Here is a 21,714-nt window from a genome sequence, read left to right as displayed (position 1 = left end):
TCATCGCCAGGCTTGACCGGGCGACTCCAGTACTCCGTGACAGCAGTGATTGAATCGAGACGCCGCTGCGTACTGGATTCCCCGCCTTCGCGGGGAATGACAGCGGTGGTTTGATAGGGTTTCCCAACACCGATCATCCCCCACTTCGCCGTTCCATCGATCCAAAAACAGCATCGATCGATACTGCCTTGAACTTGGACACTTCGCCGCGCGCACCTCTAGGACTCGTGTCGGGCAAACGGCCGAGGCCTAAGAGTGGCGCGTGATGAGCGTAGTGGCGTCCGCAGCGGACGTAAGGCGGTCTCGCGTCAGCCTGTTCCTCCTGAGGGCTCCCATGGGAGCTTGACCAGGCAACTCAACGGCGGCCCACAAGGCCGCCGTCTTTGTTTTGGGGGTGATCGATGCTAGAAGTGCCGGGGAAACGCCTTATTCATCTAAGGCATGTATCGATGTTCGACCTCAACCAGCTCCGCTGTTTCGTCACGGTGGCGGAGGAATTGCACTTCGGCCGCGCCGCCGTGCGGCTCAACATGACGCAGCCGCCGCTGTCCCGGCAGATCCAGGTGCTCGAGCACATCATCGACGCGCCGCTCTTGGAGCGCACCAGCCGCTCGGTGCGCCTCACCCCGGCCGGGCGCAGCTTCCTGCCGGAGGCGCGACGCATCCTCAAGCTTGCCGAAAGCGCTTCGCAGGTGGCCCGCCGCATCGCGCTCGGCAAGACCGGCTCGCTGAAGGTCGGCTTCACCGCGGCCGCGGCCTATGGCTTCCTGCCCGAACTCATCGCCGCCTGCCGCGCCAAGCTGCCGGAGGTCGATTTCTCTCTGAAGGAGATGGTATCGGGCGATCAGTTCGAGGCTCTGACTTCTGGCCAGATCGATGCCGGCCTGCTGCGGCCGCCGATCGCACGGCCCGAGCTTGCCAGCCGCCGCGTCGTCGCCGAGCCGCTGCTCGCGGCGATCCCGAAGAAGCATCCGCTGGCGAATGCCGACGGCATCACCATCAAGGATTTCGACGACCAGCCCTTCGTGATGTACTCGCCCTATGAGAGCCGCTACTTCCACGATCTCCTGGTGGCGCTGTTCACCCGCGCCGACGTGCTGCCGCGCTACGTCCAGCATCTCAGCCAGATCCACTCGATCCTCGCGATGGTGCGCGCCGGCCTCGGCCTCGCCATCGTGCCGGCGGCGGCGGCGAGCCTGAAGATCTCCGACGTCCGCCTGCGTCCGCTGAAGCTGCGCACGCGCGTTCCGGTCGAGCTGTTCATGGTGTGGCGGCGCGAGGACGAGAACCCGCTGCTGTCGGCGCTCGTCAAGATCGCCGGCGAATTGTCCTCCGCGGAGGTGGCGGAGGATTGATGCTCAATCCGCATCGGTCGATATAGGCTTTGGCTTGGACGCGCATCGAACGGTCTCCTAAACCACGGCGCATGGACGTGCGGCCTCTGCTTGCGTCCTCCGCAACACGAGAAGGGAGCGCCCATGAGCAAGATGACCCCGCAGGAAATGGCCCAGAAGATCGGATCGGGCCTCCTGTCCTTCCCCGTCACGCCGTTCAGGGCGGACTACTCCTTCGACGAGGCGACCTATCGCGCCAACATGGACTGGCTGTGCGGTTATGACGTCGCAGGTCTCTTCGCCGCGGGCGGCACCGGCGAGTTCTTCTCGCTGACGCCATCAGAAGTTCCGCAGGTCGTGAAGGTCGCCGTCGACGAGACCAAGGGCCGCGTGCCCGTGCTCGCCGGCACCGGCTACGGCACCGCGATCGCCCGCGAGATCGCGATCGGTGCGGAAAAGGCCGGCGCCGACGGCCTCCTGCTGCTGCCGCCCTACCTCACCCATTCCGAGCAGGAAGGCCTTGCCGCCCATGTCGAGGCGGTCTGCGCCGCCGTGAAGATCGGCGTCATGGTCTATAACCGTGACAACGCCATCCTCCAGCCGGACACGCTCGCGCGCCTTGCCGAGCGCTGCCCGAACCTGGTCGGCTACAAGGACGGCATCGGCGACATCGAGCTGATGACCCGCGTCTACACCAAGCTCGGCGACCGCCTCACCTATGTCGGCGGCCTTCCGACCGCCGAGACCTTCGCGCTGCCCTATCTCGACATGGGCGTGACGACCTATTCCTCGGCCGTGTTCAACTTCGTGCCGGAATTCGCCACCAACTTCTACGCCGCGGTGCGCAAGCGCGACCACGCCACGATCCAGGCCGGCCTGAAGGATTTCATCCTGCCGCTGATCGCGATCCGCAACCGCAAGAAGGGTTACGCGGTCTCGATCATCAAGGCCGGCATGAAGGTGATCGGCCGCGATTCCGGCCCCGTCCGTCCGCCGCTGACTGATCTCACCGAGCAGGAGATGGCGGAGCTAACCGCACTGGTGCAGAAGCTGCCCGCCGCACGATCGTCACAACAGGCTGCAGAATAGCAAGACGACAGGGAGGAGCCTGCGATGGCCCAGACTGAGATTTCCGGCGCGTCAGTCGCCGGAGCACCTGTTATCACGGCGATGCAGGTGATCCCGGTCGCGGGCCGCGACAGCATGCTCCTCAACCTCAGCGGCGCGCATGCGCCGTTCTTCACCCGCAACATCGTCATCCTCACCGACAATGCCGGCCACACCGGCGTCGGCGAGGTGCCGGGCGGGCAGAAGATCTGGCAGACGCTCCAGGACGCGCGCGACCTCGTGATCGGAAAGACGGTCGGCGCGATGAACAACATCCTCGCCGATATCCGTACCGCCTTCGCCGACCGCGACGTCGGCGGACGCGGCAAGCAGACCTTTGATCTTCGCGTGATGATCCATGCGGTCACCGCGATCGAATCCGCGCTGCTCGACCTGCTCGGCCAGCATCTCGGACTGCCCGTCGCAGCACTGCTTGGCGAAGGCCAGCAGCGCACCAGCGTCGAGACGCTCGGCTATCTCTTCTTCGTTGGCGACCGCCGTAAGTCGAAGCTCGACTACGTCACTGGCGAGACCGCCAAGCCCGACTGGTTCAACCTCCGCCACCAGGAGGCGATGACGCCAGAGGCCGTGGTGCGGCTTGCGGAGGCGACCCACGACCATTACGGCTTCGCCGACTTCAAGCTCAAGGGCGGCGTGCTCCGCGGCGAGCAGGAGATCGAGGCGGTTACCGCAATCGCAAAACGCTTCCCCAGCGCGCGCGTCACGCTGGACCCCAACGGCGCCTGGTCGCTCGATGAGGCGATCAGCCTCTGCAAGGGCATGCATGGCATCCTCGCTTATGCCGAGGACCCCTGCGGCGCCGAGGCCGGCTTCTCCGGCCGCGAGATCATGGCCGAGTTCCGCCGCGCCACCGGCCTGCCGACCGCCACCAACATGATCGCCACGGACTGGCGGCAGCTCTCCCATGCGCTGCGGCTCGGGGCCGTGGACATCCCTTTGGCCGATCCCCATTTCTGGACCATGCAAGGCTCGGTGCGCGTGGCCCAGACCTGCCGTGACAACGGCCTGACCTGGGGCTCGCACTCCAACAACCATTTCGACATTTCGCTTGCCATGTTCACCCATGTCGGCGCCGCCGCCCCCGGCAAGGTCACCGCGATCGACACCCACTGGATCTGGCAGGACGGTCAAGCGCTGACGAAGGAGCCGCTCCAGATCAAGGGTGGCAAGATCGCCGTCCCGGACCGCCCGGGCCTCGGCATCGAGATCGACCGCCCCGCCATCGAGGCCGCGCACGAGCTCTACAAGAAGCATGGACTTGGGGGGCGGGATGACGCTATGGCCATGCAGGACTTGATCCCCGGCTGGACGTTTGACGACAAGCGTCCCTGCCTCGTGCGTTAGAAACGTTCCCCTGGAGGAAAAAGATGACAGCGATCCTGAAGAACTTCATCGGCGGCGAATGGGTCGACGGCTCCGGCGTCACCAGGAACATCAATCCCTCCAACACCAACGATCTCGTCGGCGAATACGCCAAGGCCGACAAGGCGCAGGCCGAGAAGGCGATCGCCGCCGCGAAGGCCGCCTTCCCCGCCTGGGCGCAGTCGACCCCGCAGGCGCGCTACGACGCGCTCAACAAGATCTCGACTGAAATCCTCGCCCGTAAGGAAGAGCTCGGCCGCCTACTCGCGCGCGAGGAAGGCAAGACCCTCCCCGAAGGCATCGGCGAGGTCGCCCGCGCCGGCCAGATCTTCGCGTTCTTCGCCGGCGAAGCGCTGCGCCTGATCGGCGAGAAGGGCGCCTCGGTGCGTCCCGGCCTCGACGTCGAGCTCACCCGTGAGCCGGTCGGCGTCGTCGGCATGATCACGCCCTGGAATTTCCCGATCGCGATCCCCGCCTGGAAGATCGCGCCTGCGCTCTGCTACGGCAACACCGTGGTGTTCAAGCCGGCCGAGCTGGTGCCCGGCTCGGCGCATGCGCTGTCCGAGATCATCACCCGCTCCGGCATTCCCGCGGGCGTGTTCAACCTCGTCGTCGGCTCCGGCTCGGTGGTCGGCCAGACCCTGCTCGAGCATCCGGACGTCGCCGCGATCTCCTTCACCGGCTCGGTGCAGACGGGACGCAAGATCGCGCAGGCCTGCGTGCTCTCGAACCCCATGAAGAAGTTCCAGCTCGAGATGGGCGGCAAGAACCCGCTGGTCGTGCTCGACGACGCCGACCTCAAGACTGCCGTCGAGGTCGCCGTCAACGGCGCTTATTTCTCGACCGGCCAGCGCTGCACCGCCTCGTCCCGCCTGATCGTCACCGAGGGCATCCACGACCGCTTCGTCGCCGCCATGGCCGAGCGCCTGAACAGCCTGTCGGTCGACGATGCGCTCAAGGCCGGCGTGCATATCGGCCCGGTGGTCGACCAGAACCAGCTCGACCAGGACCTCCGCTACATCAAGATCGGCCAGGACGAAGGCGCCAAGCTCGCCTTCGGCGGCGAGCTGCTAAAGCGCGAGAATCCCGGCCACTATCTCCAGCCGGCGCTGTTCACCGAAGCCAACAACAACATGCGCATCGCGCGTGAGGAGATTTTTGGCCCGGTCGCCGCCGTCATTCGTGCGAAGAATTACGAAGAGGCGCTCGCCATCTCCAACGACACCGAGTTCGGCCTCGCCTCCGGCATCTGCACCACCAGCCTGAAATACGCATCGCATTACAAGCGCAATAGCGAGTCCGGCATGGTGATGGTCAATCTGCCGACTGCCGGCGTCGACTATCACGTGCCGTTCGGTGGCCGGAAGGGCTCGAGCTACGGCGCCCGTGAGCAGGGCTCCTACGCGCGCGAGTTCTACACCACGGTGAAGACGGCTTACACCAATCCGGGCTGAGATATCGTAGGGTGGGCAAAGCGAAGCGTGCCCACCACTTACGCTCGGTGTGAGGACGGTGGGCACGGCGCGTTGCGCCTTTGCCCACCCTACGACTTCTGAGGCAGCGCAGATGGACCAGGACGTCGCAGCGAAAGAGCAGCCCCGCTACATCAAGCTCAACGAGCGCGACAATGTCGCGATCGTGGTCAATGATTTCGGGCTCCCCGCCGGCGCGCGCTTTGCCAGCGGCCTGACGTTGCGCGCCTTCGTGCCGCAGGGACACAAGACCGCGCTGGTCGACATCGCGGAAGGCGAACCGATCGTCCGCTACGGCGAGATCATCGGCTACGCGCTGTCGCCGATCCTGGCCGGCGAATGGGTGGACGAGGCGCGCATCCGCATGCCGGAGGCCCCTGCCCTCGACAAGCTCGAAATCTCGACCGCCGTCCCCGCACCGCTGCCGCCGCTCGAAGGCTTCACCTTCGAGGGCTACCGCAATCCGGACGGTTCGGTCGGCACCAAGAACATCCTCGGCATCTCCTCCTCCGTGCAATGCGTCAAAGGCACGATGGAATATGCGGTGAAGCGCATCCGCGCCGAGCTGCTGCCGAAATATCCGAACGTGGATGACGTCGTGCCGCTGACGCACGCCTATGGCTGCGGCGTCGCCATCACCGCGCCCGACGCGGTGGTGCCGATCCGCACCCTGCAGAACCTCGCGCTCAACCCGAATTTCGGCGGCGAGATCCTCGTTGTCGGCCTCGGCTGCGAGAAGCTCGCACCCGAACGCCTGGTGCCGGAAGGCGTGGGTGACGCGATCATCCGCATGCAGGACGAGGCTTTCGACGGCTTTGGTGCGATCGTCGAGGCGATCATGACCCAGGCCGAGGCGCGGCTCAAAGTGCTCAACACCCGCAAGCGCGAGACCTGCCCGGCGTCCGACCTTGTGATCGGCCTGCAATGCGGCGGCAGCGATGCCTTCTCCGGCGTCACTGCCAATCCCGCCGTCGGCTTCGCCGCGGACCTCCTGGTGCGCGCCGGCGCCACCGTGATGTTCTCGGAAGTGACTGAAGTGCGCGACGCGATCCAGCTGCTCACCCGCCGCGCCATCAACGAGGACGTCGGCCGCGCGCTGGTGCGCGAGATGGCTTGGTACGATTCCTATCTCGCCCGCGGTGGCGCCGACCGCAGCGCCAACACCACGCCCGGCAACAAGAAGGGGGGTCTTGCCAACATCGTGGAGAAATCGCTCGGCTCGATCGTCAAGTCCGGCTCGAGCGCGATCACCGGCGTGCTCTCGCCCGGCGAGAAGGCGACGCAGAAGGGCATGCTGTTCGCCGCGACGCCGGCCTCCGACTTCATCTGCGGCACGCTGCAGCTCGCCTCGGGCATGACGTTGCAAGTTTTCACCACCGGCCGTGGCACGCCCTATGGCCTCGCGGCAGCACCGGTGATCAAGGTCGCGACGCGCAGCGAGCTCGCGCGGCGCTGGAAAGACCTGATCGACTTCGACGCCGGCAAGATCGCAACCGGCGAGAAGACCATCCAGGAGACCGGCTGGGACCTGTTCCGCCTGATCCTCGATGTTGCCAGCGGCCGAACCAAACCCTGGTCGGACCGCTGGGGCATCCACAACGACCTCACGCTGTTCAATCCCGCGCCGGTGACCTAAAGCGTTTCCGAGCGAAGTGGGTCCCGGTTCGCGTCAAAACAGAACCGTCACTGTCCCTCGATCAAGTGCATGTCGCCCAGCGTGAGCGGCAGGCTTCGGACGATGAGGTTCGCGATCGCCGCACGCAGCCGTTCGCTCGAACCCGCGTCCTCGAACGTCGCTTCGATCGGTCCGCTCGGGCCGGCGATCCGCACCGTGCCAGTGTTGTCGAGCGGCGCGGCCACCCTCTTCTCGATCACGTCGAACGACTTGCCCTCGATGATGCGAACCTCGTACAAGGCGTAGATCAGTCCGTAATCCGCAAGCAGCGTCCGATATTCGGCGAACCCGACGCCCTCGACGTTGCGGCCGTTTCCAAGCTTCGATCTCGCCCGGGTGATGACGATATATGCGTCCAGTCCCTGCGGCGTGACATCGCTGCGAACCAGCTCCTTGAACGGGTCGCTCCGCAGCAGATTGACCGGCGCGACCGCCGAATCCCTGATCGCGGCGAAGGCCGCGCGCCGGTAGCTCACCGGCTGCACATGAAACCGTCCGCTCAGCAGCTTCGTTGCCTGCTGGACGATCAGCTCGTCCAGCCCCCATGCGCCGATCGAGGCGGTCTGCGCGGCGTTGTCGAGCCCGGTCAGGCCGGCTCGCGTCAGGCTGATCTCCTCGCCGATCGCCGAGATGATACCGACGGTCTTGATCGCCTGGAGCCGGCTGGCACGCGTCTCGAACGCCGCGGCGGCACCGAGCGCGACGCTGGCGATCGCGCAGGCGAGAGTTAGGATGATCTTGCCGCGCATGGTCTATCGGATCCTGAAATCGAACGAATAGGACGCACCGAGACCGACGGTGGTCTGGTTAGAGGATCCCCGCAGCTTCACCAGCGGGCTGTCCGCGACATCGCCGAGCAGCTTCTGGTACTCGACATAGGCGTGGACCTCCCACTGCGGGTTGATGCGGTAGGAGATCTGGCTGCCGAAACCGACCGAGTGCGCACCGCCTCTGGCATCGTATCTCGGAAGCCCCGATGCCAGCGCCTGCACGGCATCGACGCCGAAATACGGCGCAGTGGCATTGGTGCTCTTCCAGGTGAAGCGCGGGCCGGCCGAGATCGTCAGCCTTTGAATCAGCGGCACGATGACGTCGGCAGATACATCCGCGACGGTGCCGGTATGGCCGCCCATGCCCTGGCGCAACTCGCTGCGCAGGCGCAGCCAGTCGACCGGATAATACTCCACGAAGCCGCCGAGCTCATAGGCGGCGTCGACATTGCCAAGGCCGGTCAGCTCGGCATATTTGTCGGCCTTCCTTGAGGCGACGTATTTGAACGCGGGGCCGGCGCGAAAATGGCCGATGTCGAGCAGCGCGATGCTGGTGCTGTCGCGCGGTCCGCGAAACTGGTCGACTGATCCGGCGCGGCGGATGGAGAAGATCGGGACCGGAGCAAACCTTCCGTTGTTCGATCCGACGAACTCGGGCTTGTATTCGCCGCCGATGCCGACCATGACGGTCCAGTTGCCCGACGGCGAGGGCAGCATCGGCAGCTCCAATGGCGGCGCTGGCAGCGTGAAGGCGGTCTGCGCCGAGACTGATGGCGCAGTCGCCATAATCGCACCGAGTGCGGCGAGACAGGCGGTCGTCCGCCGCACAATCGCCGTGAGGCGGAGAGCGGCTTCTTCGAAATCATTCATTGCGGGGCCCCGGACCGGCCTTGCAGGCCGAGTCGACTGTTGTGGTTAGGAGCCACAGCATCTGGTCCGGCTAAATTGCCCGAAGATTGCAAGGTGCGATCAGATGTTTCCAGGGCCATGTCCGGCGCTGGCAGGCACGCCCGCCGGATCAACATTGCCCCAACATTGCACCGCCGCGATCACGCCCTCAAAAACGTGACGAGCCATACCCGCGAACTCACTCGGTCCTGCCTTTTATTCGCCAAGCTCGCCGCCTTTATGGGAACCCTCGCGCACGAGCCGAAGCGCCAGAATTCGGCCAGGGAGCGTCACGGTCAGGGTTTTGTTGCCCCAGCAGAGTCAAGGACGACCCGCGTGCGCTCCCTCGTGATCGAAGACGAACCACAGATCGGCGCCTATGTCAGCCGGCTGCTCGGGCAATTGCACGGCATCGTCGACCTCGTCGGCTCGATCGCCGATGCCCGCCAGGCACTGAACAATTTCAAGTATGATCTGGCGATCGTCGACCGGATGCTACCCGACGGAGATGCGCTCCAGGTGGTCACGGCGCTGAGCCAATCGGCGGAGCGGCCCGCAATCATCATGCTGACGTCCAAGGACGCCAAGGAGGATGTCGTCGAAGGGCTCAATGGCGGGGCCGACGATTATCTCGGCAAGCCGTTCGAGCCGCAGGAGCTGCTTGCGCGCGTGCGCGCGGTGCTGCGCCGGCCTCGGCTGCTGGCCCCATCGGTGCTGTCGCTCGGCAACGTCGAGTTGCACCTCGGCAGCAACGAGGCGGTAGTCGCCGACACCAGGATCCTGCTGCGCCGGCGCGAGGCGCTGATCCTGGGGGCGCTGCTGATGCGGCGCGACCGCGTGATCACCCGCGCCGCCCTGATCGAGGAGATCTACGGCTTCGACGACGAGATCGAGTCCAACACGCTCGAGGCGCAGGTCTCGCGCTTGCGCAAGAAACTGGCCGAACTCGGCGGCGACGTCGAGATCCGCAGCATGCGGGGCATCGGCTACATCCTGCGGCTGGCAACGCCGCGATGAAGTCAATCGCCCGAACCTTTGCGTTCTCGCTCGGTATCGCCGCCACCACGATCTTCCTGATCATGCTTGGCCTCTTCATATGGCGTTACCCGACGGAGGAGCGCGAGTTCAGGGCGTGCCAGGTCGTAGCGGCCGTTCTCGATCGCGCGACGGTGATCGAAGGGCAAAGACTGATAATACGCTCGACTCCTGCGCTCGAGGAATTGAAGCTGGACAGCCCAAACCTCTGGTACGTGGTGTCCGCGGGCGACCTGCTCAGCGAGTACGGCAGCGAACACCGGCCTCCCCTTCCCTTCGTGCTGCCCTACCACGGGCCCATCGGCTCGTCCGTTTTCAGCACGCTCGACCAGAAGAGCACCTTCTGTCTTTCCGCCGTACAACGGGGCCCGTTGCGGCTCGCGATGATGGTCGGCGAGCCTCAGGTTCGCTTTGGCCGGATTGCAAGGACTTTTCTCCTCCGCAGGGTCTTTTCGATCGCCTTGGTGGCGCTGGCCTTTGCCGCGACCGTCGCCATCGGTTCAGCGCTTGCCGCACGTTTCGTCTCTCGTAGCATCGAGCGGGTGGCGCGTCGCGCGCTCGCGATCGACCCCTCGGCGCCGCAAGGTTTGATATCGCTGTCCGAGGTCCCTCGCGAGTTGAAGCCGCTGGTCGAGGCGCTGAACCGCGCTTTCGGCGAGATCGACGCCTATATCAGGATGCAGCGCCGCTTCCTCGGCAATGCCGCCCATCAGCTTCGCACGCCGCTGACGCTGCTGCGCGCCAAGATCGAGGACGTGCCCGAGCCGGCCCTGAAGGCCGAGCTGGTGCGCGACGTCCGCCGGCTGACCTCGCTGGTCTCCGCGATGCTGGACCTGGCGCGATTGCAAAATCATGCGATCGAGAAGCGGCCGATCGATCTTGCCCAGATCACGCTGGACGTGCTGGCCGATTTCAGCCCGTCGGCGCTGGACGCCGGCATCGAGCTTGCGCTCGAGCACGAGGGAAGAGGTCCCTTCGTGGTGCAGGGCGTAGACGCTGCGATCCGAAGTGCACTTGCCAATCTCGTCGGCAACGCGCTCATCCACGCCCATGGCGCGCGGCGCATCGTCGCCACGATCGGCTGCGATGGCGTGGCTATTCACGATGATGGCGCGGGCCTGCCCGACGGCGCCGAACACAGGCTGACCGAGCCGTTTCAGACCGGCAACGCCGCAGGTGCAGGCGCCGGTCTCGGCCTGTCGATCGTCCGCGAGATCATGGCGGCGCATGGCGGGGAGCTGGTCGTCGCTTCCGCGCCCGGCTACGGCACGACGATGCGCCTGCGCTTTGCCGCGGCCGCCGCGCCGGCGAGATCTGCGCAGTTCGATCTGCAAGAGCATTGAGCGGGCGCATCGGCGCTTTTCGCGAAACCGTCCGGAAACATTGGCGCGGAAAACGTCTTCCGCGTTTCGTCCCTTCGCATCACGCAATCAATATCTGCGCCGAAGACAACGGGAATGTTCGCGCGCGGGCGAACCTGTTCTGCCATCGCGGCGACCAAACCTCCGATTGACATCTTCCACGGAGATTTTCCAATGCGTGTTCTCTCGATGATTGCCGTTGCCGGCGCCATGATTGCGAGCTCGGCCGCCGCGTTCGCCAGCGAGCTTCCCTCCTACGAAGTGACGTCGTTTCCGATCACGACAACGCAAGTGCAAGTGCTCGGCGGCGCCGGCGTCCAGGAGCAGTCTGCGAGCCCCGCGATGATCGTCGCCGGCATGCCGGCCTCGCCCGTGCAGGTCGCCGTGCTGTCGCCGCGGATCAAGCAGCTCGCGAGCGCGGGTTCGAACAACCAGGCGCGCTAAGCTTGGCGTTGTCGTTCCGGCTCGGCGCTCCGCGCCGGCCGGAATGGCCACGCGCCTCTACGTCATGCTGCCCGGCATGAAGCAGCGCACGCGCGGATGGCCGTCGATATAGTGCTTCCACACCATGGTGCGGCCGATCTTGTTCGGGACGGTGATCACGGCGCCGTCAGGCACCACGACCCACTCGCCGTCGATGCGCACGCGGTAGCGACCGCGATCGGACTCCCAATCGACGTCGGCGATGACGTAGCCGTCGGCATCCGAGCAGCATAGCCCGAACTCGCTACGCAGACTCTCGAACCAGGGTTTCAGGGGCGAGTTGGCGAAGCGGCCGTCGTCGCGCGCCAGCGCCGCATGCGTCAGAACCGCCAGCCCCAGCAGCACGGCGGCACACTGTCTTGCACGTTTCATGTGGTCTCCGCGGTCGAAGTGATCACCGCGGGGCAAACGCTGCCGTCCGCCTTCCGCATGGTGCGCGGCAGGCGTGGAGACGGCGACTCGCTCCCCCAGCAGCTTTGCCGACAGCTATGCAAATCCAGCGCCAGCGCGCATTCCGGGGAACTACTGGAGGGCGCCCGAGGCACGTTCGCCCTTCGGCGAAGGTGGCCGCACAGGCTGGAGACCCTGCGCTAGGGCCATTGGGACCGCGCAGCGCGCGGCTTGCGCCCTTACTGCTTTGCCGGCGCCATCATCGCGCCGCCCTTCTTCGCCGCGGGCGCCGGTTGCTTGGCGGCTGCAGCCTGCGCGGGCAAGTATTTTGCGACGATGGCCGGATCGACCTGCGCGATGTTGGCATCGGGCAGGCGCGTCCAGGTCTCGTCCTTGCCGAGCAGCGCGATGCCGAGATAGCCGCGCAACGTCAGGGTCTGACCGTCGGGGCTGACCCGCATGTTGGCCTTCCAGATCTGGCCGTCGCGCGGATTGAGCACGTTGCCGCCCTCGTACTTCAATCCTTCGCGCTTCATGTCGCGGACGAAGGAGATGCCGAGCACCCGAGCGTTCTTGCGATCGTCGGTGCACTTGGAGCAGACCTCATTCGGGTCGTCGGTTGGCCGCGGGAAGGTCTTGGCGATCACACCTTCGAAGACGCCGTTGCGATCTACGAAGAGGAACCATCCGACCGTCCTGCCGTCTTCGACCTTCTGCCAAAGGCCCGCCGCAGTAGGCTCGGCGGTCTGCGCCGCGCACGGCGTCACGATCGCGAGCGACAATGCGAGCGCCAGGAAGGAGGGCAGCCGAAAGCTGGAAACGAGAGTCCGCATTATGATCACCTTGCTGAGCCAATCACCTTTGCTGAGCCAAGACTTCGCAGAGCCAAACTGTGCTAAGCCAAAAACCTGGCCAAGCCTATGACCGGAATGGCCGCAGACTACGGCGATTTCACGAACGGTTCCAGCACCAGAAACATGGGGCATCGCCGCCCCGAACGCTTCCGTCAGTTGACACCGAGCTTCTTTTGCAGGCTGGAGGACGAGGTCGTGTACTGGAACACGAGCCGCTTCTCCGGATAGACATAGCGATGGGCTTTTTGCGACATCAGCGCGCCCTCGTGGAAGCCGCACAGGATCAACTTGATCTTGCCGGGATAGGTGTTGATGTCGCCGATCGCGAAGATGCCCGGCACATTGGTCTCGAACGCGGACGTCTCGACAGGCACCAGATTGTTCTCCAGCGCGATGCCCCAATTCGCGACCGGGCCGAGCTTCATGGTCAGCCCGAAGAACGGCAGCATGGTGTCGCAAGCGATTTCGGTGACGCTGTTGTCGTTGCCCTTGACGGTGGCGCCGGTGAGCTTTCCGTCAGCGCCGGAGAGCGCGGTGACTTGGCCGAGCCGCAGATCCATCTTGCCGCCGGCAACCAGCGCGCGCATCTGCTCGACACTATGGGGCGCGGCGCGAAACTCGTCGCGCCGATGCAGCAGCGTGATGCGCTTCGCAATCGGATGCAGATTGAGCGTCCAGTCGAGCGCGGAATCGCCGCCGCCGACGATCAGCACGCTCTTGTCGCGGAACGTCTCCATCTTGCGCACGGCGTAATGCACCGAGGTGCCTTCATAGGCCTCGATACCGGGCACAGGCGGGCGCTTGGGCTGGAACGAGCCGCCGCCGGCCGCGATCACCACCACCTTGCATTCGAACACCTTGCCGGCATCCGTGGTGCAGCGAAACAAGGGATCGCCGATCTTCTCCACGGTCTCGACCATCTCGCCGAGATGGAAGGTCGGATGAAACGGCTTGATCTGCTCCATCAGCGCGTCGGTCAGCCCCTGCCCCGAAACCTGGGGAATGCCGGGAATGTCGTAAATCGGCTTTTCCGGATAGAGCTCGGCACACTGGCCGCCGACCTTGTCGAGGATGTCGACGAAATGCGCCTTCATGTCGAGAAGGCCGAGCTCGAAGGCGGCGAACAGACCACACGGCCCGGCCCCAATAATCAGCACATCGGTTTTGACCACGTCGCTCATGTCGTCTCTTTATCGATCGTTATCGGTTGGACGGCGCCCGTTGGGCAGAGGTGACCCTGCCTGTCTAGCCAACGGGGATGGAACAGGAAAGGCATAAAAGCGGGATCGCCCCGCAGCCGCGCCCACTTGCCGGGCCAAAATAACTGGGCTGTAACGAGGATGGATATGACGGAGATCAATCGGTGAACGCGCCAGCCCGCCTCGACACGACCCCGCGCCTTGAGGACTTTCCGTTTCGCCTCAGCGACAACGTCCGGTTCGGCGACCTCGACCCGAACCAGCACGTCAACAACGCGGTCTATGCCACATATTTCGAGACCGGCCGTGTCACGCTGATGAAGCTTCCCGAATACGGGCTGACCCCCCCGGGGCTCGCCTGGATCATGGTGCGGCTCGACATGCATTTTCGCGCCGAGCTGCACTGGCCCGGCTCGATCGAGCTCGGCCTCGGCGTGGTCAAGCTCGGGCGAACGTCAGTGACATTCGAGCAGGTCGTGTTCTCGAACGGCACGTGCATTGCGTCGGCGACGTCGGTCGGCGTCCTGCTCGACGAGGCGACGCGCCGACCGGCGCCGCTGACCGCAGAGGTGATCGAGAAGCTCAGACCCTGGCACAAGCGCGGCATCGAGGTCGCGCCGCCGAGCACCTAGTCGACTTGGACAGTCTGCTTGGAGACGGATCAGGCCTGGCGCTCGGGCGTCGCCACGACGAGGCCGTCGAGCTCGTCGGAGACCTTGATCTGGCAAGACAGGCGCGAATTCGGGCGCACGTCGAAGCCGAAGTCGAGCATGTCCTCTTCCATCGGCGTCGGGCTGCCGACCTTCTCGCGCCAGGCTTCGTCGACATAGACATGGCAGGTTGCGCAGGCGCAGGCGCCGCCGCATTCGGCCTCGATGCCGGGAATGCTGTTGCGGATCGCAGCTTCCATCACGGTCGCGCCGTTCTCGATTTCCACCGTGCGGGTTTCGCCCTTGTGGTCGACAAAGTGAATCTTGGCCATGTGTGCTCGTGCTGCCGCGGTGCTTTGAATGAAGGAGGGTCCCGGCTGTCCTATAACGGGTCGGTCAGCCCGGCGCCATAGCGTTTTGAAGCCAAATGAATCCCGCTTTGCGGGAAGAAAACGCGTCAAAACAAGCGACTAGAGCCCGGCTCCGGACGTATCGGCTCAACGCTTCAGCATCGCCGCGATGGCAGCGCGGGCCTCGGCCACCGCCTCTTTCAGCGCGGCGAAGGCGTGGGGCCGGCCATGGCCGGTCCGGATCGCAGTCTCCAGGCTGGCAGCGGCATCAGCGACCGCAAAGGCGCCGATCCCGCGCGCCGAACCCTTGAGCTTGTGCGCAAGCGTGCCGGTCTCGGCCGGCAATGCGGTCATCGCCGCGAGCAGACGGGCCGCCTGCTCCGCGAACATGGCCAGCACTTCCTGCTCCAGCTCAGCGTCGCCGAGCGTCATTCGAGAGAGGTGATCGAGGTCGAGCGGGCTGTCGATGGGCGCAAGCGGGGGCGAAGGCATCCAGTCCATCCCTTGCAGTTCAGGCGTCATGGCGCAGGCCCCGGCTTCGCGCGACGGCCGCCGGTCCGGCGGTCAGATTCCCCTCACCCAAGCATGGAAATGGTTAACGAAATGTTTGGGGGATTTGACGCAGATCCGCCGGTTTATTGACGAAAAGTTGCCGCAATTGGCCGAGTCCGGTTGAGAATTGCGTTGATTGCTAAGGCGTTACGGCGCGATCCTGTTAACGATGATTAAGAATGTCTTAATCGCGGGCATTTCATTCGCGACGCTCTGCCAATAGGATGTTGCAGAAATTGGCGGACAAGCCGTCCGGGTGGGGACGGCTCGGAGATCCGCGCAAGCGGCATGATCCGGTCTGTGGGCTTGCGTCGCGCGCAGGGCTCGCGGGGGGACGCGTACAAGTAACGAGGGCTCGGACTGAACATGGCGAACACTCCGAAAAAGGTCAAAGACCCTACAGAAGTTGCGCTTTCTGCAATCCAGGAAGCTCTGAACATCAGCGACACCGCGGCCGATACCAGCCGCAACGCCGCAATGCGCAACGAAACGGCGCCCCCGGTGCCGCCGGCCGCGCCTCCGGTCTTCGACGAGCCGAGCTTCGAGCCGCGCCCCGCCGCCAACGAGCGCTCGACCGTGTTCGACCCGGTCGAGGAGCCGCGCACTGCGCGCCGCGCCGCCAACGACGATCGCGAGACCATCGGCCAGCTGCTCCAGGCGCTGCAGAAGGGCCGCCCTGCCCGCAGCGTCTACACCTTCGCCACCATCTTCGCCGGCATTTGGCTCGCCGCCTGCGCCGCGCTGACCGTCGGCTTCCTGCCCTCGATCCAGGCCGCGATGGGCCAGAGCGGCGGCGTGCTCGTGATCGCCGGCCTCGTCGCGATGTTCTTCGCGCCGGTCATGCTGTTCTACTTCCTCGCGAGCCTCGTCTGGCGCGGCCAGGAAATGCGCATGATCGCGCAGGCGATGGCGCAGGTCGCGATCCGCTTCTCCGAGCCGGAAGGCTCGGCCTCCGATTCCATGGTCACCGTCGGCCAGGCCATCCGCCGCGAGGTCGCAGCGATGGGCGACGGCATCGAGCGTGCGATCGCGCGCGCCGGTGAGCTCGAGACGCTGGTCGCCAATGAGGTCGCCGCGCTCGAACGCGCCTATTCCGACAACGAGGTGCGCATCCGCGCTTTGCTCCAGGACATCGCGCATCAGCGCGACAACCTGGTCGGCCAGGCCGAGCAGGTTCGCAGCGCCATTTCCGGCGTGCAGATCGACCTGCGCCACGACATCGCGCTGATCTCGGACGCGATCGCCTCCCGCGTCGACGAGGTGGCCAAGTCGATCACCGGCGCTCTGGAAGAGCGCGGCGCCCACATCACCCAGGCGCTGAGCAATGCCGGCGACAACATGATCCTGGCTCTCGGCGAGCGCGGCGGCGACCTGCTCGACCGTCTCGAGGAGGCCAGCAACGAGACCACGCGCGCCGTGCTCGACGCCAGCGAGCGGCTGACCACCAGCCTCAACTTCAAGACCGGCCACGTCCACGACGAGTTCGTCGACCTCGCCGACCGCGTCCACGAGATGCTGAACGAGCGCATCGACCGCATCACCGGCGAGTTCGAGCAGCGTTCCGCCGCGATCGTCGACGGCATCTCCGAGCGCACCGAGCAGGTGCACGATTCCTTGAAGAACTCGTCGGACTCGCTGCTGCTCGAGCTCGAGCTGCGGTCCAACGACATCTCCGCCAAGATCGACGACGCCGGCAACCGCCTCGCCGGCCAGATCATGACGAGCGGTGACAAGGCCAGCGAGGCGCTCGACGCCACCGTCAACGCCCTGGTCGCCAAGGTCGTCAGCCAGACCGAGACCGCGCACGATTCGCTGTCGCTGCAGATGAGCGCGTTCGACGAGCTGGTGAGGAACCAGGGCACCGAGCTGGTCGAGAAGTTCGCCCGCGATTCCGGCACGCTGGGCGCGCTGATCACCCGCCACATCTCCGAATTCGACCGCACCGTGAAGACCTTCGGCGGCGAGATCGTCGAGCGCATGGGCCAGCGCACGCAGGACATCGCCGAGACACTGAAGACCTATGTCGACGATTTCGACACCCGCTTCACGTCGAACGGCGGCCAGATCACGGCGGTGCTCGACCAGCGCCTCGTGCAGTTCGAGACCACGATCGGCGAACGCGTCGGCAATATCGACGCCTCGCTGAACGGCAAGATCGCCAGCCTCGACGGCACCATCCAAGGCCACATCAGGACCTTCGACGAGCAGCTCGTCGGCCGCGTCGCCGCGCTCGAGCTGTCGTTCGACAGCCGCGCGAAGTCGATGACCGAGACCATCGACGGACGCATCAACACGCTGGCGACGTCGCTGACCGACGGTGCCGCGCAGGCGATCCAGTCTATCGACTCCCGCCTCACCTACCTCACGACGTCGCTGACTGGCGGGGCGTCGCAGGCCATCGAAACAATCGATGCAAGGCTCAATCACCTCACGAGCTCGCTCACCGACGGTGCCTCGCAGGCCATTGAAACCATCGATGCGCGCCTCAACCACCTCACGAGCTCGCTGACCGTCGGTGCATCGCAGACCATCCAGTCGATCGACACCCGCCTGACCCACCTCACGACCACGCTCACGGGTGGCGCGACGCAGGCGCTCGAATCCATCGACTCCCGCCTCACCTACCTGACCACCGCCGTGACCAACGGCGCATCGCAGGCCGTGCAGTCGATCGACACGCGCCTGACGCTGCTGACCTCGACGCTCACCGACGGCACCGCGCAGGCGATCGAGGCGGTCGACCGCCGCATCACCGGCGTCACCGAGATCATCGACGGCCGCAGCACGCATCTGACCGACACGGTCACGGCACGCTTCCAGGAGATCCAGCAGGCCATCGAGACCAAGGTCGGCTCGGTCGCCAGCGACATCGACGTGCGCGTGGCTCAGTTCGAGGATCTGCTCGGCTCCCGCGTCGAGGCCGTGGCCGGCCGCATCGAAAGCAGCGGACGCCAGGCCAGCGAGGACATGATGTCCCGCGCCGAGATGATCTCGACCGCGATCCGCTCGCATGTCGAGGACGCCGAGCGCTCGCTCACCAACCTCGTCGTCAACACCAGCGAGACCATCCAGACCGGCGCGCGCACCGCCCAGCAGTCGCTGCTGACGGTCTCCTCCGATGTCAACGCCCAGCTCAAGATGACCTCGGCCGAGGTCGAGCAGGCGCTGACCGCAGTCGGCACCGGTGCGGCGAACTCGATCCTGACCAGCGCGCGCGAAGCGCAGTCGACGCTGGTCGCGGCCTCGGGCGAAGCCTCCACCCAGATCAAGGGGCTCGCGGCCGACGTCGAGCGCACGCTGTCGGCGGCGGGCTCCGCCACCGCGGCCTCGATCCTGGCCGGCGCCCGCGAGGTGCAGACCACCCTCGTCACCGCGTCCTCGGATGCGGCGAGCCAGGTCAAGACGCTCACCGCCGACGTGCAGCGCTCGCTATCGATGGCCGGCACCGCCACGGCGGAGTCGATCACCGCCGGCGCCCGCGATGCGCAGAGCACGCTGATCGCGGCCTCGACCGAGACCGCAAACCAGATCAAGGCGCTGTCCTCGGACGTGCAGCGCTCGCTGACGATGGCGGGCACCTCGACGGCCGAGACCATCATGAGTGGCGCCCGCGAGGCCCAGAGCACGCTGGTGACGGCGTCCTCGGACGCGGCGAGCCAGGTCAAGTCGCTCGCGGCCGAAGTGCATCGCTCGCTCTCTCAGGTCGGCCAGACCACCGCCGAGACGATCACCACCAGCGCCCGCGACGCCCAGAGCACCCTTCTTGCTGTCTCCGCAGAACAAACCAGCCAGGTCCGTTCGCTCGCGGCCGAGATGCAGCGCGCGCTGGCGACAGCCGGCGGCGCCACCATCGAGGCGCTCACCAGCGGCGTGCGCGAGGCCCAGGGCACGCTGATCTCCGCCTCGACCGATGCGGCGGGCCAGATCAAGTCGCTGACGACGGACATCGAGCGCACGCTGACCGCGGTCGGCGCCGACACCGCCTCGACCATCCTCAACAGCGCGCGTGAAGCCCAGATCTCGCTGACCTCTACCTCGGCCGACGCCGCGAGCCAGATCCGCACGATCTCGACCGAGATCGAGCGTACGCTGAGCGCGGCCGCCGCCAACGCGACCAACGATATCCAGACCAGCGCGCTCAACGCCCAGAACGCGCTGATCTCCGCCTCCAACGAGGCGAGCTCGCGCGTCAAGTCGAGCTCGGCCGACGTCGAGCGCTCGGTGCTCGCCGCCAGCTCCAGCTTCGGTCAGGCCATGACCGGCAAGACCGACGAGATCGTCACCTACGTGCAGCAGCAGGCCGACCGCCTGTCGAACATGATCGACGCCAAGCGCGGCGCACTGGTCGACGCGATTGGCTCCAAGACCAGCCAGCTCACGCTCGACATCGACCGCGTCACCTCCGACGCGCTGAAGTCGATCGAGACGCGCGGCCAGGCCTTCTCGCAGACCATGATGGGCAACGGCTCGGAAGTCGCCCGCACCATCAACGCGGCGAGCGAGGTCGCCACCAGCGCCGTCGGCAAGTCGCTCAAGGACCTCGAGCAGGCCTCGCGTTCCGCGATCGACCAGTCGCGCCAGGTCTCGATCGCGGCCGTGACGGAGATGCAGGAGACCAGCAAGATCCTGCGCACCGACACGGTCGCCCTGTTCGAGCGCCTGCGCGAAGGCAACATCCTGCTCCAGGAGGTGCTGACCGGTGCGCACGACAACCTCAACTCGCTCGAGCGGGCGCTGGTGACCCGCGTCGCCGACTTCGTCTCGGCGATGAACGACGTCACCTCGCGCAACGGCGCGGCGACGCAGAACCTGGAAGAGCAGCTCAACGTCTTCAACAGCAAGACCACGAAGGCGCTGCAGGATCTCGGCGAGCTGTCGACCCAGTTCGACAAGCATGGCCAGGCGCTGGTCGAGGCCGCGCAGGTCGTCGAGCAGAGCAACAAGAACACCACTGCCTCGCTCGCCGAACGCAAGCAGGCACTGGAATCGCTCGTCACCACGATCGACCTGCGCACGGCCGATCTCGACCAGCGGCTGTCGCGCTTCACCGGCCTGCTCGATGAATCGCTTGCCGCGGCCGAAGAGCGCGCCCGCGACATCGCCCGCGTCGTCGCCGAGACCGCCGGCGCCGGCTCGGCCGCGATCACCCGCCAGTTCGAGGCGGTGCGCGCGGCGTCTGAAGAGGAGCACCGGCAGACCATCGAGGCCATGCACGACATCTACCGCCAGACCACGGACGAGGCGGATACGATGTTCAAGCAGTCGACCGAGAAGTTCACCAACCTCGTCGCCAGCATGAAGCAGATGGCTTTGGAGATGCACAACGAGCTCGAAGCCACCCGCAACGAGCTGCGCCGCGGCGTACTCGAGATGCCGCAGGAGGCCGCCGAGAGCACGGCGCAGATGCGCAAGGTGATCGTCGACCAGATCGAGGCGCTCGCCGAGCTCAACCGCATCGTGGCCCAGCACGGCCGCGGGCTCGACGTCACCACGGCGGGCCGCGCCAGCGTGCAACGCCAGGAAGAGCCGGTGCTGGCCGCCGTCGGCGGCCGGGCTCCCGAGACCCGCATGCGCGACATCGGCAGCGCCTCGACGCTGCCGCCGCCGGACCTCGGCATGCCGGCCGGGCGCCGCACCGAAGCGCCGCCGGTCGCGCCCGGTGGCAACGACCAGGGCCGTGACGGCTGGCTGTCGGACCTGCTCAACCGCACCGACGCCAATCAGGGCGCACCGGCCGGTCAGGCTCCGCGTGGCCGCGCGGCACCCGCGCCGCAGCCGCAGGCGCCGCAGGCAAGCAGCAATCCGCTGGAATCGCTGTCGCTCGACATCGGCCGGCTGATGGACCGCAACCTCGCCGCCGAGATGTGGGACCGCTACCAGCGCGGCGAGAACAAGGCCTTCACCAAGCGCCTGTACACGCCCGCCGGCCAGAAGGCCTTCGACGAGGTTGCCCGCAAGTACCGCGCCGACCGCAACTTCAAGGGCACGGTCGACCGCTACGTCGCCGAGTTCGAGCGCCTGCTCGACGAAGTCGCCCACGACGGCCGCGGCCCGCAGGAGCTGCGCAGCCACCTGATCTCGGAGACGGGCCTGGTCTACACCCTGCTCGCGCACGCGGCGGGCCGGCTGGGGTGAGCGGAAGCTCGCCAATGGCGAATTGCGAATAGCGAATAGCGAATGAAAACGGAGCCCTCGCGGGCTCCGTTTTTGC

At 66.0% G+C, this 21,714-nt stretch carries 17 protein-coding genes; 10 read left to right on the top strand and 7 right to left on the bottom strand.

The window, feature by feature from the left end; all coding sequences use genetic code 11:
- The first annotated feature begins 449 nt into the window (after positions 1-449).
- From I6F12_RS35590 to garD, 5 genes are all read left to right on the top strand, one after another.
- Positions 450-1,355, top strand: coding sequence for a LysR substrate-binding domain-containing protein (locus I6F12_RS35590; protein ID WP_036015611.1), 906 nt, complete (start codon positions 450-452; stop codon positions 1,353-1,355).
- Positions 1,356-1,478: 123 nt separating this feature from the next.
- Positions 1,479-2,423: a 5-dehydro-4-deoxyglucarate dehydratase gene (gene kdgD / locus I6F12_RS35585; RefSeq protein WP_225144342.1), complete on the top strand. Its 945-nt coding sequence runs from the start codon at positions 1,479-1,481 to the stop codon at positions 2,421-2,423.
- Positions 2,424-2,447: 24 nt separating this feature from the next.
- Positions 2,448-3,806 carry a glucarate dehydratase gene (gene gudD / locus I6F12_RS35580; protein WP_109143165.1) on the top strand — a complete coding sequence of 453 codons (1,359 nt, stop codon included), beginning with the start codon at positions 2,448-2,450 and terminating at the stop codon, positions 3,804-3,806.
- A gap of 23 nt (positions 3,807-3,829) precedes the next feature.
- Positions 3,830-5,278 carry an aldehyde dehydrogenase family protein gene (locus I6F12_RS35575; RefSeq protein WP_225158419.1) on the top strand — a complete coding sequence of 483 codons (1,449 nt, stop codon included), beginning with the start codon at positions 3,830-3,832 and terminating at the stop codon, positions 5,276-5,278.
- 112 nt (positions 5,279-5,390) lie between these two features.
- The gene (gene garD / locus I6F12_RS35570) at positions 5,391-6,932 is read left to right on the top strand and encodes a galactarate dehydratase (RefSeq protein WP_225144343.1); all 1,542 of its coding nucleotides are present in this window, start codon (positions 5,391-5,393) and stop codon (positions 6,930-6,932) included.
- A 47-nt stretch (positions 6,933-6,979) separates the two neighbouring features.
- Here the strand turns inward: garD and I6F12_RS35565 are convergent, their stop codons facing one another.
- Together I6F12_RS35565 and I6F12_RS35560 are read right to left on the bottom strand one after the other, a co-directional pair.
- Complete coding sequence (locus I6F12_RS35565; protein WP_225158418.1) at positions 6,980-7,720, bottom strand: hypothetical protein; 741 nt, start codon at positions 7,718-7,720, stop codon at positions 6,980-6,982.
- 3 nt (positions 7,721-7,723) lie between these two features.
- The gene (locus I6F12_RS35560) at positions 7,724-8,611 is read right to left on the bottom strand and encodes a MipA/OmpV family protein (RefSeq protein WP_225114190.1); all 888 of its coding nucleotides are present in this window, start codon (positions 8,609-8,611) and stop codon (positions 7,724-7,726) included.
- A 354-nt stretch (positions 8,612-8,965) separates the two neighbouring features.
- Here I6F12_RS35560 and I6F12_RS35555 point away from each other — a divergent pair, with 354 nt between their 5' ends.
- The 3 genes from I6F12_RS35555 (at position 8,966) to I6F12_RS35545 (ending at position 11,469) form a co-directional block, all read left to right on the top strand.
- The gene (locus I6F12_RS35555; RefSeq protein ID WP_036015597.1) at positions 8,966-9,646 is read left to right on the top strand and encodes a response regulator transcription factor; all 681 of its coding nucleotides are present in this window, start codon (positions 8,966-8,968) and stop codon (positions 9,644-9,646) included.
- Positions 9,643-11,007, top strand: coding sequence for a HAMP domain-containing sensor histidine kinase (locus I6F12_RS35550; protein ID WP_036030218.1), 1,365 nt, complete (start codon positions 9,643-9,645; stop codon positions 11,005-11,007). The genes I6F12_RS35555 and I6F12_RS35550 overlap by 4 nt, the downstream gene beginning before the upstream one ends.
- A gap of 192 nt (positions 11,008-11,199) precedes the next feature.
- Entirely contained in the window at positions 11,200-11,469 is a 270-nt protein-coding gene (locus tag I6F12_RS35545; protein ID WP_036030219.1) for a hypothetical protein, read from the top strand.
- A gap of 57 nt (positions 11,470-11,526) precedes the next feature.
- On the opposite strand, the gene I6F12_RS35540 is transcribed toward I6F12_RS35545, so the two are convergent.
- The 3 genes from I6F12_RS35540 to I6F12_RS35530 form a co-directional block, all read right to left on the bottom strand.
- The gene (locus I6F12_RS35540) at positions 11,527-11,880 is read right to left on the bottom strand and encodes a hypothetical protein (RefSeq protein WP_225158417.1); all 354 of its coding nucleotides are present in this window, start codon (positions 11,878-11,880) and stop codon (positions 11,527-11,529) included.
- Positions 11,881-12,137: 257 nt separating this feature from the next.
- Positions 12,138-12,731 (bottom strand): DUF2147 domain-containing protein, encoded by a 594-nt coding sequence (locus tag I6F12_RS35535; RefSeq protein WP_036015584.1) that lies wholly within the window; start codon positions 12,729-12,731, stop codon positions 12,138-12,140.
- A gap of 173 nt (positions 12,732-12,904) precedes the next feature.
- Positions 12,905-13,933, bottom strand: coding sequence for an NAD(P)/FAD-dependent oxidoreductase (locus I6F12_RS35530; RefSeq protein WP_225158416.1), 1,029 nt, complete (start codon positions 13,931-13,933; stop codon positions 12,905-12,907).
- Between the two features lie 182 nt (positions 13,934-14,115).
- Here I6F12_RS35530 and I6F12_RS35525 point away from each other — a divergent pair, with 182 nt between their 5' ends.
- Positions 14,116-14,583 carry a thioesterase family protein gene (locus tag I6F12_RS35525; protein WP_225114188.1) on the top strand — a complete coding sequence of 156 codons (468 nt, stop codon included), beginning with the start codon at positions 14,116-14,118 and terminating at the stop codon, positions 14,581-14,583.
- Between the two features lie 29 nt (positions 14,584-14,612).
- On the opposite strand, the gene I6F12_RS35520 is transcribed toward I6F12_RS35525, so the two are convergent.
- Positions 14,613-14,933 (bottom strand): 2Fe-2S iron-sulfur cluster-binding protein, encoded by a 321-nt coding sequence (locus I6F12_RS35520; RefSeq protein ID WP_008143731.1) that lies wholly within the window; start codon positions 14,931-14,933, stop codon positions 14,613-14,615.
- Positions 14,934-15,098: 165 nt separating this feature from the next.
- Positions 15,099-15,473 carry an Hpt domain-containing protein gene (locus tag I6F12_RS35515; RefSeq protein ID WP_085969292.1) on the bottom strand — a complete coding sequence of 125 codons (375 nt, stop codon included), beginning with the start codon at positions 15,471-15,473 and terminating at the stop codon, positions 15,099-15,101.
- Positions 15,474-15,869: 396 nt separating this feature from the next.
- Between I6F12_RS35515 and I6F12_RS35510 the strand changes: the two genes are divergently transcribed.
- Positions 15,870-21,638, top strand: coding sequence for an apolipoprotein A1/A4/E family protein (locus I6F12_RS35510; RefSeq protein ID WP_225158415.1), 5,769 nt, complete (start codon positions 15,870-15,872; stop codon positions 21,636-21,638).
- Positions 21,639-21,714 lie beyond the last annotated feature (76 nt).

The organism is Bradyrhizobium sp. IC4059 (genome assembly GCF_020193615.1).
In the GTDB taxonomy this organism is placed as follows: domain Bacteria; phylum Pseudomonadota; class Alphaproteobacteria; order Rhizobiales; family Xanthobacteraceae; genus Bradyrhizobium; species Bradyrhizobium yuanmingense.
Note: the sequence above shows the minus strand (reverse complement) of the source record. Positions and strands in the feature narration are given on the sequence as shown.